Raw genomic sequence first — 13,114 nt, 5'->3', positions numbered from 1 at the left:
TTAGTAGGTGGCCTTGAAACCATGTGTGGTAAAACGCTTCTCGGATCAAACAAGGTAACGGCCGATCACCGGCGAAGCCTATTGAGTAGAGACGTTCAAATAATGGCAAACCCTTACGCCGAACTGTTCCAGGCGCCAGGTTCCCGGGCTTTTGTATTGGCTGGCATGCTCGCCCGCATGCCCATCTCCATGACCGGTATCGGCTTGATCACCATGCTGTCGCAAGTCCATGGAGGTTATGGTTTGGCCGGTGCCGTGGCCGCGACCTTTGCCCTGGCCACCGCATTTTGTGCGCCTCAGGTTTCGCGACTGGTGGACCGTTATGGTCAGGGCCGTGTGTTGCCGATAGCGGCTTCGATGGGTGGTGGCGCGCTGTTGCTGCTGTTGCTCTGCACCCGCTTGCAGGCGCCGAGCTGGACCCTGTTTATCTTCGCCGCGCTGGCCGGGTGCATACCCAATATGTCGGCCATGGTACGGGCACGCTGGACTGAGCTGTACCGTGGCCAGCCTAAGTTGCAGACGGCTTTTGCCCTGGAGTCGGTGCTGGACGAGGTATGTTTCATCCTTGGCCCGCCGCTGTCGGTAGGTTTGTGCGTGGTGCTGTTTCCCGAAGCGGGGCCTTTGATTGCGGCGTTGTTGTTGGCGGTGGGTGTCACTGCGTTTGTCCTGCAAAGACAGACCGAACCACCCGTTCACGAATACCACGCCCATCACGGCCAGTGGTTGATTGCCTCGCCTTCGGTGCTGACGCTGATGATCCTGCTGACCGCCATGGGCACGATTGTGGGTGTCGTGGATGTGGTCAGCGTCGCGTTCGCCCAGCACCAGGGCCAGCCGGCTGCTGCCAGTATTGTGTTGTCGGTGTACGCCATTGGTTCGTGTCTGGCCGGGCTGGCCTTTGGCGCGCTCAAGTTGAAGACATCATTGCCTCGCCAGTTTCTGTACTGCGGTGTGGCCACGGCCCTGACCACGCTGCCGCTGTTGTTGGTGGTGAATATTCCGGGCCTGTCAGTGGCGGTCTTCGTGTCGGGGCTGTTTTTTGCCCCGACCTTGATCGTGGCCATGGCCCTGGTGGAGCGGGTGGTTCCTCCCAGTCGCTTGACCGAAGGCATGACCTGGTTGATCACGGGGTTGAGCATCGGCGTGGCGATTGGCGCGGCCAGCTCCGGGTGGATGATCGACCGATTCGGCGCACCCAGTGGATTCTGGGTGGCATTGGTGGCTGGGGCCGTGGTGCTGGGAGCAGCAGTGTTGGGGTATCGGCGGTTGGGGTGATTAGCCTGTCACGACTGCACCGTGATGCTGCAGGAACTCGTTCAGCGCCTGTCGCGTCAGGTCGTTCAGCGTCACTTTCTGTCGGGTCGCCGCCAAGGCCGCGGCCAAATGCAGGTCATGGCCGACTCGAACGTTGAATGAGCCCTTGCACGGTTTTTCGGGTGTTTGGCCGAGGCTGTGGCAGGTGTCGAGGTAGTCGTCCACCGCGTCGCGAAAGGCGGCTTCCAATTCTGCGACGGTTTTGCCTTCGTAGCTGACCAGAGCCTTGATGAACAGAAGCTTTCCGAATAGACAATTGTCTTCGATGCTGGCTTCGATCGAGCCGATATAGCCATTGTGTTTCAACTGGTTGTTCACTGAATCAGGTCTCCTGATTTCAATTGTTCGATGATCTGGCGCCGAATGTAGTGTTTCAGCTCGTTGCCGGGGTGCGGTTTGTGCAGGGTGATCATTGCGCTTGGATCGCCCTTGTCGAACTTGACGCGGCTTCCGGCCCCTTCGATTTGTGTGTAGCCCAACCGACGCAGCAGCGTGACGAGTTCAGGCCAGGTAAAGGCCATTTGCTCATTGAGCAGTTTGGCCAGCAGCTTTTCATTTTTCGACACGGCGATCCTTGCCTGTAACTAAATGTAGTTGCAATTTATGAGGTTCGTCAATGATAGGTCTGCTTGGGCAGGCTTTGCGAACTTTGATGTAACCCCTGATGACATCTCTCGCAGCGCCCGCGGGCGGCTCTTCTGCCTTCAAAAACCCCGCTAATTTTTCCCGCCTGGATTCGTTTTATAGGGACGACGTGCCTTTGTGCTTCCCGCCTATTGCTCCGGATCCCAAGAAATGAACGCTGAAGATTCCCTGAAACTTGCCCGCCGGTTTATCGGGCTGCCCCTGGAAAAACGCCAGATGTTCCTCCAGGCGCTGCAAAAGGAAGGGATCGACTTCTCTCGTTTTCCGATCCCGGCCGGTGTGGAGGCCGATGACCGTCAGGCGTTGTCCTACGCCCAGCAGCGGATGTGGTTTCTTTGGCAACTGGACCCGCAAAGTGGCGCCTATAACCTGCCCAGTGCAGTGCGCCTCACGGGACGCCTGAATGAGTCGGCCATGGAGCAGGCCTTTGCCGGGCTGGTCGAGCGTCATGAAACCCTGCGCACGGTGTTCGTCCAGGATGCTGACGACCAGCCCCGGCAGGTGCCTGTGGCACAAGCGCTGCACATCACCCGCGCAGATATTTCGACCTTGGAGCCCGTTGGCCGGGAAACCTGGGTACAGGCTGAAGCCGAGCGCGTGGCGTTGGAACCGTTCGACCTGAGTCAGGGACCGCTGCTGCGGGTGCAGTTGATCAAGCTGGCCGAGCGGGAGCACGTGCTGTTACTGACTTTGCACCATATCGTCTCCGATGGTTGGTCCATGGGGGTGTTGATCGAGGAGTTCACGCGGCTCTATGGCGCGGCAGACGCCGGCCAGGTCGCCGACCTTCCAGCGTTGCCGATCCAATACAACGACTACGCCCTGTGGCAGCGCCGCTGGCTGGAGGCCGGCGAGCAACAGCGCCAACTCGACTACTGGCGTGAAGCCTTGGGTGATGAACATCCGGTGCTTAACCTGCCTACCGATTACCCGCGCCCCGCACGTCCCAGTCAACGAGGCGCCCGCCATGAGTGGGTGATTGCCAAGCCTTTGGCCGACGGCTTGCGCCAGAGCGCCCGGCAGCAGGAAGTCACGCTGTTCATGTTGCTGCTGGGGGCGTTTGGCACCTTGCTGCACCGCTACAGCGGGCAGGCCGATGTCCGCATCGGCGTGCCGATTGCCAACCGTAATCGCAGTGAAATCGAAGGCTTGATCGGCTTCTTCGTCAATACCCAGGTACTGCGCATTCAGTTCGATGCCCAGACCCCGGGCGATCAGTTGATGCAACAGGTCAAGGCGGCAGCGCTGGGGGCCCAGGCTCATCAGGACTTACCATTCGAGCAACTGGTCGAAGGCCTGAACCTGGCCCGCGACGCCAGCCATCACCCGCTGTTCCAGGTGATGTACAACCACCAGCCGCAAGTCGCCGATCTGCAGACCTTGTCGGTCAGCGCCGACTTGCAGTTGAGTGCCGTGGAGTGGTCCAGCCGCACCACGCGCTTTGACCTGACCCTCGATACCTTCGAGCGCGGCGGGCAGTTGTGCGCGGCGTTTACCTATGCCAGCGACCTGTTCGCCCCGCAAACCATCGAGCGCATGGCCGAGCATTGGCAAACCCTGCTTGCCGCCCTGGCCCAGACCCCCAAAGCTCGCGTAGGTGACTTGCCGTTGCTGGCCGAGGACCAGACACAGCAAGCGCTGGTGCAATGGAATAGCACCACAGCCGAACGTGATCCGACGTTGTGCATTCATCACTTGATCGAGCGCCAGGCAGCCGCCAAGCCTGACATGACGGCGCTGGTGTTCGCCGGCCAGTCCCTGACCTACCAGCAACTCAACCAACAGGCCAATCGCCTGGCACACCGACTGATTGCCCTGGGTGTCGGCGCCGATGTGCCGGTGGGGATCGCCGTCGAGCGCTCCCTGGACATGATCGTCGGTATGCTGGCCATTCTGAAAGCGGGCGGAGCCTACGTGCCGCTGGACCCGGACTTCCCGGCCCAACGCCTGCTGCACATGGTCGAGGACAGCGGCATTCACCTGCTAGTGACCCAGTCAGGCTTGGTCAATCGATTGCCTGCCCTGGCCGGCGTCCAGCATCTACTGATTGACCAGCATGACGAGCAGCCTGTCGACAATCCACAGGTGGCCCTCGACCCCGATCACCTGGCCTACGTGATCTACACCTCTGGCTCCACCGGCAAGGCCAAAGGCGTGACCCTCAGTCACCGCTCGCTGGTCAACTACGTGCAAGGCATCCTGCAGACCCTGCCGCTGGCCGATGCCCGCAGCATGGCGGTGGTCTCGACCCTGTCTGCCGACCTCGGCCACACCACCTTGTTCGGCGCCTTGTGTTCCGGTTGTACCTTGCATGTGCTGGGCCTGGACCTGACCCTGGATGCCGAGCGTTTCGGCGCCTATATGGCCGAGCAGCAGATTGACGTGTTGAAAATCGTGCCATCCCATATGGAAGCGCTGCTCAGTGACACTCCGGATGCCAGCGGATTGCCGCGCCAATGCCTGATCATGGGTGGCGAGGCGGCATCACCGGCCTTGTTCGCGCGCATTCATGCGCTCAGCGAACGCTGTCGGGTGATCAACCACTACGGCCCGACCGAGACCACCGTAGGTGTATTGACCAGCGCGAACGAGGCGCCCACGCAGTCGGCATTGCCGCTGGGGCGTCCGCTGCCCAACACCACTGCGTATATTCTGGAAGACGGCCTGCAACCGGCGATGGTCGGTGCCTCTGCCGAGCTGTACCTGGGTGGCGCGGGCCTCGCTCGCGGCTACCTGGGGCGCGCGGCCATGACCGCCGAGCGCTTTGTGCCGCATCCATTTGGCACGACCGGTGAGCGCTTGTATCGCACCGGCGACCTGGCCCGTTATAGGGCTGATGGCAGTATCGAATTCAAGGGCCGGGCCGACCATCAGGTCAAGGTGCGCGGCTATCGGATTGAGTTGGGTGAAATCAATGGTTGCCTGCGTCAGCACCCTGGTGTTAGCGAAGCCGTCACTCTGATAGCTGACGCAGCGAACAACCCGCATATCGTCGCCTACGTGGTGCTCAAGGACGGCTGCAACAGCGACGACCTGCGCTTGGCCCTGGGCCACGAGCTGCCGGACTACATGGTACCCGCTGTATTTGTCAGCCTCGACGCGTTGCCGCTGACTCTCAATGGCAAGCTCGACTTGCAGGCCCTGGCGGCCTTGCAACAGGACTTGCCACAAGTGGTGCATCAGGCGCCGGTCACCGACCTGCAAAAGCGCCTCGCCACGGTGTGGGCTCAGGTGTTGAAAATCGATCAGGTCGGCCTGCAAGATAACTTCTTCAGCCTCGGCGGCCATTCCCTGCTGGCCACACAAATCATCTCCCGCACGCGACGCATATTGGGCGCCGACGTTGCTCTGCGTACGGTGTTTGAAACAGCTACCTTCAGCGAGTTCTGCGCAGCGGTGGAGCAGGGCGATCCGTCCAGCACACGCCCGGCGATCGCCCGATTGACTGATCAGCAACCTCGATTGGCCTCGTTTGCCCAGCAGCGCCAGTGGCTGTTCTGGACCCTGGAACCCGACAGTGTCGCCTACCACACGCCGATCATCGTCAAACTGCAAGGCGAGCTGGATCACACCGCCCTGGAACAGACTTTCGCCGCCCTGGTCGCCCGCCATGAAGCCTTCCGCACCCGCTTCGTGCTGGACGGCGATGTGCTGTGCCAGCACGTCGATGCGGTGTCCCGCGTCACCGTGCAATGGCAAGTCCTTGAGGGGCCGGTCGAGCAGGCAGTGAGGGCCGAAACCCATACCCTGTTCGACCTGGCCGAAGGCCCGCTGATGCGGGTCAAGGTGTTCCAGCTCGATGCGCAGCAGCACTTGCTGGTGGTGACTCTGCACCACATCATTTCCGACGGCGCCTCCATGGGTATACTCGGTCGTGAATTCGCCGCACTGTACGCCGCCTTCCAGGCACACCAACCGCTGGAACTGCCGGCGCTTGCAGTGCAATACGCTGATTACGCCCAGTGGCAGCGCGACTGGCTGGCGGCCGGTGAAATGCAACGCCAACTGGATTACTGGCGCGGGCAACTCGGCACGGAGCATCCGCTGTTGGAACTGGCCACTGATCACCCGCGTCGTGACGGCCAGGGCTATCGCGAAGGGCGTGTGGATTTCACCCTCGACCCGACACTGGCCTCGGGCGTCCGCGCCTTGGCCCAGCGCAGTCAGTTAACGTTGTTCCAGTTCTTCGTCGCCTCGTTCGGGCTGCTGTTGCAGCGCTACTCGGGCAGCGATGACCTGCGCATCGGCGTGCCGGTCAGCAACCGCAACGCCCAGGAGCTGGAAGGGGTAGTGGGCTTCTTCGTCAACACCCTGGTGCTGCGCCTGCAACCCGAGCCGCAGTTGTCAGTGCTGGCCATGCTGCAACAGACCAAGGCGACTGCGCTGGCGGCCCAGGCCCATCAGGACTTGCCGTTCGACAAGTTAGTGGAAGCCCTCAACCCGCAACGCAGCCTGCAACACAACCCGCTGTTCCAAGTGATGTACAACCACCTCAACACCGTCGGTGCTGCTGGCGCCGACAGCCTGCCGGGGCTTCGCGCCGAAGAAGTGGTACTGGAAGGCGGCATGGCCCAGTTCGACCTGACACTGGAAACCCTGGAAACCGATCACGGCATCCGGGCGGCGTTCATTTACGCTGCCGACCTGTTCGACGCCTCCACCTTGCACACCCTGGCGGGCCACTGGCGTCAGCTATTGGCGGCGATGGTTGCCGATCCGCAGCAAGCCATTGGCCAACTGGCCATGCAAACCGACGAGGAACAGCGTGCTCTCATCAGCCACGGTCAGCGGCCTGAAGACGAATACGCCAGCGTCATCCGTCTGTTTGAACAGCAGGCCAACCAGACGCCCGATGCAATCGCGCTGATTACCGGCGATCAGCGCCTGAGCTACCGCCAACTGGACGCCCGGGCCAATCATCTGGCCCAGCGCTTGCTCGATGCGGGTATTACCGCCGAGATGCCGGTGGGCCTCGCATTACCCCGCAGTGCTGAACTGGTGGTGGGCCTGCTGGCGATCTTCAAGGCCGGTGCCGCCTTTGTCCCACTGGACCTGCAATACCCCGCAGAACGCCTGGCCTACATGATCGAAGACAGCGGCATCGATGTGCTGTTGACCCAGGCTTCAGTGGTTGAGCAATTACCAGCCGTTGACGGCGTGCGCACCGTGCTGCTGGAAGGTACGCACGAACAAACGCTCGCGCCCGCCCTGAACGGCCTGCGTGGCGAAGGGCTCGCCTACGTCATCTACACCTCCGGCTCCACCGGCCAACCCAAGGGCGTCGGCATCGAACATGCAGCCTTGGGCATGCATTGCCGGGCAGCGGGCGAGCGTTACGCAGTGACCCGCGACGACTGCCAGTTGCAGTTCGCATCCATCAGCTTCGATGCGGCGGCCGAACAGATTTTCATGCCACTGATCCACGGCGCCAGTCTGGTGCTGGGAGAGGTCGGCCAATGGTCCTTCGAGCAACTGTTGACGCAGATTCGTCAGCATCGCATCAGCATCCTCGACCTGCCGCCGAGCTATTTGAATGCCATGGCCCAACATGCCGATCCGGCAGAGGCGGGCGTGGATGTACGTGTGTGCATCCTCGGTGGCGAAGCGTGGGGCGCAGGCCAGTTGGCGGCGTTGAAGATTATCCGTGCCGCGCACCTGTTCAACGCCTACGGCCCGACCGAGGCGGTGATCAGTCCGTTGATCTGGGCCTGTGATGAGCAGCGTCTGGCGCAGGGCACCTACGCGGCCATCGGGGCACCGGTTGGCGCGCGTTCGGCTTGTGTACTGGATGGCAACCTCAACCTGCTGGCGAACAATGTGGTCGGCGAGCTCTATATCGGTGGCGAAGGCCTGGCGCGTGGCTACCTGGGCCGCCCAGGCCAGACCGCCCAGCAGTTTGTCCCGGACCCATTCAGCGCTACCGGTGCCCGGCTGTACCGTACGGGTGACCTGGCTCGCCGTGATGCCGATGGCGTGTTCGACTATGTCGGGCGCATCGACCATCAAGTAAAGATTCGCGGCTTTCGTGTCGAGTTGGGCGAAATCGAGGCGCGCTTGCGGGCATTGCCGCAGGTTCGCGAAGCGGTGGTCCAGACCTCGGCGGCCCGGCAATTGGTGGCTTATCTGGTGCTGAACGATGAGTCTGCCCTGGACGCAATCAAGGCCCAACTCAGCACCAGCCTGCCGGACTACATGCAGCCGTCCCATTGGGTGCTGCTGGACGCGTTGCCATTGCTGTCCAGCGGCAAACTGGATCGCAAGGCGCTGCCGCAACCTCACATCAGCCAGGCTGAAGACCAGTACCTGGCGCCGCAGAACCCCATGGAGCAACAACTTGCCGAGATCTGGGCGCAAGTGCTCAAGCTCGAACGGGTGGGGGTGCAAGACAACTTTTTCGACCTGGGCGGCGACTCGATCATCTCGATCCAGGTGGTGAGCCGGGCACGGCAGGCGGGGATTCATTTCAAGCCCAAGGACCTGTTCCAGCACCAGACGGTGCAGGGCGTGGCGCGTGTCGCGGTACTGGGCGACAGTGTGCAGCGCATCGATCAGGGTGCGGTTCACGGTGCCCAGCCATTGCTGCCGGTTCAGCAGGTATTTTTTGAAGAGGTGCGCAGCCAGCGTCATCACTGGAACCAGTCGGTGATGCTGCTGTGTCGCCAGCCTCTGGCGCCGCAGCGCCTCGAACAAGCCTTGCAAGCGCTGATCAGTCACCACGACGCGTTGCGCCTGGCCTTTGTCGAAGGCGATGGCTGGCACGCGCATTACCCCGAGCGGGACCCCCAGCCAACTATCCTCTGGCAAGCCGAAGGCTGCACGCAGCAGGGCTGGCAAGCCTTGTGTGACAAGGCCCAACGCAGTCTTGATCTAACGCACGGGCCGCTGGTGCGCGGCGTGTTGGCAACGCTGGCCGACGGGCAACAGAAGTTGTTCCTGGCGATTCATCACCTGGTGGTGGATGGTGTGTCCTGGCGTATTTTGTTTGAAGACCTGCAAACGGCGTATCGCCAACTGGCTGAAGGCAAGCCCGTGCAACTGCCGCTCAAGACCAGCGCCTTGCAGACCTGGGGCCAGCAATTGGCGCTCTATGGCGCCAGCCCCACGTTGCAGGCTGAATTGCCGTTCTGGCAGGCCCAGCAGGCCACCGGTGAGCAGGCATTACCCGGCGCCAATCTGGCGGGCGGTCAGCTCAATCGCCATGCCGTCACCGTACACAGCCGTCTGGATAAATCGTTGACCCGACGTCTGTTGCAGGACGCCCCGGCGGCGTACCGCACCCAGGTCAACGACCTGCTGCTGACCGCCCTGGCACAGGTGATGTGCCGTTGGACTGGCCGCGACAGCACGGTGATTCAACTGGAAGGCCACGGCCGCCAGGAGCTGTTCGACGGCATCGACCTGACCCGCACTGTGGGTTGGTTCACCAGCCTGTTCCCGGTGCGCCTGGCCCCGGCGGATCAGCTTGGCAGCTCACTTAAATCCATCAAGGAACAATTGCGTGCCGTGCCCAACAAGGGCATTGGCTACGGCGTGCTGCGTTACCTCGGCGGCGATACCTGTCATGCAGCACTGCACAGTGCACCGACGGCTCCCGTTACGTTCAACTACCTGGGCCAGTTCGACGCCAGCTTTGATGATGATCAGGCGCTGTTCGTCCCGGCCGGTGAAAGTGCGGGTGCGGACCAGAACGATGAAGCGCCTCTGGGCAGCTTGCTGACCCTCAACGGCCAGGTCTACGACGGCGAACTGAGCCTGGGCTGGACCTTCAGTGGCCAGGTTTTCGATGTGGCCGTGATTACCGGTCTGGCCGACGAGTACAGCGCGATTCTGGAGGCGCTGGTCGAGCATTGCTGCGAAACCGGTGTGGTCGGATTGACGCCTTCCGATCTTCCGCTGGCCGGTCTGACTCAGGCGCAGCTTGATGGCCTGGGATTGCCGTTGGCCGAGCTGGACGATCTCTATCCGCTATCGCCGATGCAGCAGGGCATGTTGTTCCACTCCCTGTACCAGCAGGACGGTGGCGACTACATCAACCAGATGCGCGTTGATGTACACGGCCTGGATGTGGCGCGTTTCAAGGCAGCCTGGCAGGCGACGGTGCAGGCCCACGACATTCTGCGTTCCGGCTTCATCTGGCAGAGCGAACTGGGGCGACCGCTGCAATGGGTTCACCGGCAACCGACGCTGCCGTTTACAGAGCATGACTGGCGTGGTCGTGAGGATGTGACAACGGCCTTGGAAGCCTTGGCGCTTAGCGAGCGTCTGCAAGGTTTCGAGCTGGCCGAGGCGCCGCTGTTGCGCCTTGTACTGGTGCAAACCGGCGAGAATACCTGGCACTTTATCTACTCCAACCACCACATTCTGATGGACGGCTGGAGCTATTCGCGGCTCTTGGGAGAAGTCTTGCAGCGTTATCACGGCCAGGCCGTGGCGGCGCCCGCTGGGCGTTATCGCGATTACATCGGCTGGTTGCAGGCCCAGGACGGCGCCGTCAGCGAGCAGTTCTGGCAGCAACAACTGGTGGTGCTGGAAGAGCCGAGCCGGCTGGCGCAGGCCTTGTCGGCGTTCGGCAGCCTCGACACTACCGTCAGCCGCGCGGCGCATATGCGCCAACTGGATGCCGTTGCCAGCGATCACCTGGCCGCCTTTGCCCGTGGCCAGAAAGTCACGGTCAACACTCTGCTGCAAGCGGCGTGGTTGCTGCTGTTGCAACGCTACACCGGGCAAAACGTCGTAGCGTTCGGCGCGACCCAGGCCGGGCGGCCGGCGCAGGTGCCGGGTGCCGAGCAACAGATCGGTCTGTTCATCAACACGCTGCCGATCATCGCTGAGCCGGCGGCGCAACTGACCGTTGGCCAGTGGCTGCAGCAGGTGCAAACCCTCAACCTGGCGGTACGCGAGCACGAACACATGCCGCTGTTTGAAATCCAGCGTCTTGCCGGTTCAGGCGGTGAAGCGTTGTTCGACACGCTGCTGGTGTTCGAAAACTACCCGGTAGCCGAAGCGCTGCAACAAAGCGCCGCCACCGGCCTGACCTTCGGTGAAGTGCTCAGCCATGAACAAACCCACTATCCATTGGCCCTGGCCGTGGAGGCAGGGGAGACGTTGATCCTCAATTTCGACTACGCCACCGCGCAATTCAGCGCCCAGGCCATCGAGCGCTTGGCAGCGCACTTGCTCAACGTGCTGGCGCAACTGGTGCAAAGCCCGGATACCCGCCTGGGTGGTATCGCGTTGATGAGCGCCGCGCAAGAAGCCGCGGCGGTGGCGGCCGGTTCGGCGGCCAGCAGCGTTCCGGCGCTGTTGGTGCACCAGCGCATTGCGCAGATTGCCCACCAGACACCCGCACACACAGCAGTGGTTCAGGGCGAACGCAGCCTGGACTTTGCCAGCCTCGACCGCCAGGCCAACCAACTGGCCCACGCCCTGATTGCCCAAGGCGTCGGTCCGGAAGTGCGCGTTGCAGTGGCCTTGCCCCGCAGCGAACACCTGCTGGTCGCGTTGCTTGCGGTGCTCAAGGCCGGTGGTGCCTACGTGCCGTTGGACATCACCCACCCGGCAGAACGCCTGGCCTACCTGATGAGCGATTGCGCGGCGGCGCTGGTGCTGACTGACTCGACCTTGACCGCGCAGATGACCCTGGCCACTCAAGCCCGTGTCGTCGAAATCGACCGCTTGGACCTGGCGCCCTGGCCGCAGTCCGAACCGCTGGTGGTGCTGCATCCGGACAACCTGGCCTACGTGATCTACACCTCCGGTTCCACCGGCCAGCCCAAAGGCGTGGCGGTAACCCACGGCCCGCTGGCGATGCATTGCACCCATATCGGCGAGCGCTACGGCATGACTCCGGCCGACTGCGAATTGCTGTTCATGTCGTTCGCTTTCGACGGTGCCCATGAGCGCTGGCTGACCACCTTGACCCACGGCGGCCGTGTGCTGCTGCGGGACGAGGAACTGTGGACCCCGGAGCAAACCTTCGACGCGTTGCACCGTCACGGTGTAACCGTTGCAGCGTTCCCGCCGGTGTACCTGCAACACCTGGCCGAACACGCGCAAAAGGTCGGCAACCCGCCGCCGGTGCGCATTTACTGCTTCGGTGGTGATGCGGTGCCCCAGGCCAGTTTCGAACTGGCCCGGCGCGCCCTCAAGCCGCAGTTCATCTTCAACGGTTATGGGCCGACGGAAACGGTGGTCACGCCACTGATCTGGAAGGCCGGCAGCGACGATCACTGCGAGGCGGCCTATGCGCCAATCGGTACGCGCATCGGCGAGCGCAGCCTGCAAGTGCGCGACCTGGAGCTCAATCTGCTGCCTGACGGCCTGTCTGGCGAGCTGTACCTGGGCGGCTACGGCGTGGCCCGTGGTTACCTGAACCGCCCGGCCATGACCGCCGAACGCTTTGTGCCGGACCCGGCCAGTGACAGCGGCGCTCGCCTGTATCGCTCCGGCGACCTGGTGCGCCAGCGCGAAAGCGGCGTGATCGACTGCCTGGGCCGCATTGACCATCAGGTGAAGATCCGCGGTTTCCGTATCGAGCTGGGTGAAGTGGAAGCGCGGCTCAAGGACCAGGCCTCGGTACGCGACGCACTGGTGGTGGCCCAAGACAGTGCTCACGGCAAGGTATTGGTGGCGTATCTGGTGGCCGAGCCGTTTGTGCAGGCACCCAAAGAGTTGGGTAAAACCCTCAAGGTCGCCCTGGAAAGAGTGTTGCCGGGCTACATGGTGCCGTCGCAGTGGGTGGTGCTGGAGCGCTTCCCGCTCAACCCCAACGGCAAGATCGACCGCAAGGCCCTGCCGTTGCCCGAAGCCATGGCCGCCACCCATTACAGCGCACCGGTGGGTGAGCTGGAGCAACAGGTCGCGGTAATTTGGGGCGAGATTCTCAAACTTGATCGCGTGGGTCGTGAAGATGCGTTCTTCGCGCTGGGCGGTCACTCGCTGATGGCCACGCAAGTGGTGATGCGCCTGCGCCAAAAATTGCAGGTGGATGTGCCGTTGAAGCTGCTGTTCGAAACCCGCGACCTGGCCGACTTCTGTGAACAGGTGGCGCTGTTGCAGGCTGGCGGTGACGACCTGGTGGATGAGTTGACTAAATCGTTGGGGGATCTCACACGTCTATCAGCTGAAGAGCTTGAGAAACTGATTTCCTAATGAG

Annotated in this window: 4 protein-coding genes; 2 read left to right on the top strand and 2 right to left on the bottom strand. The window is 62.4% G+C overall.

The features are described from left to right. Positions 1 to 102: 102 nt before the first annotated feature. Positions 103 to 1,275: an MFS transporter gene (locus HKK55_RS13980; RefSeq protein WP_169355223.1), complete on the top strand. Its 1,173-nt coding sequence runs from the start codon at positions 103 to 105 to the stop codon at positions 1,273 to 1,275. Here the strand turns inward: HKK55_RS13980 and HKK55_RS13975 are convergent, their stop codons facing one another. After that, positions 1,276 to 1,632: a type II toxin-antitoxin system HicB family antitoxin gene (locus tag HKK55_RS13975; RefSeq protein ID WP_169355222.1), complete on the bottom strand. Its 357-nt coding sequence runs from the start codon at positions 1,630 to 1,632 to the stop codon at positions 1,276 to 1,278. After that, positions 1,629 to 1,880: a type II toxin-antitoxin system HicA family toxin gene (locus tag HKK55_RS13970; protein WP_169355221.1), complete on the bottom strand. Its 252-nt coding sequence runs from the start codon at positions 1,878 to 1,880 to the stop codon at positions 1,629 to 1,631. The genes HKK55_RS13975 and HKK55_RS13970 overlap by 4 nt, the downstream gene beginning before the upstream one ends. Before the next feature lie 229 nt (positions 1,881 to 2,109). Between HKK55_RS13970 and HKK55_RS13965 the strand changes: the two genes are divergently transcribed. Then, on the top strand, positions 2,110 to 13,110 hold the full coding sequence (locus HKK55_RS13965; RefSeq protein WP_169355220.1) for a non-ribosomal peptide synthetase: 11,001 nt from the start codon (positions 2,110 to 2,112) through the stop codon (positions 13,108 to 13,110). The last annotated feature ends 4 nt before the right edge of the window (positions 13,111 to 13,114 follow it).

Origin of the sequence: Pseudomonas sp. ADAK18, from assembly GCF_012935695.1 — a bacterium.
Lineage (GTDB): Bacteria > Pseudomonadota > Gammaproteobacteria > Pseudomonadales > Pseudomonadaceae > Aquipseudomonas.
Note: the sequence above shows the minus strand (reverse complement) of the source record. Positions and strands in the feature narration are given on the sequence as shown.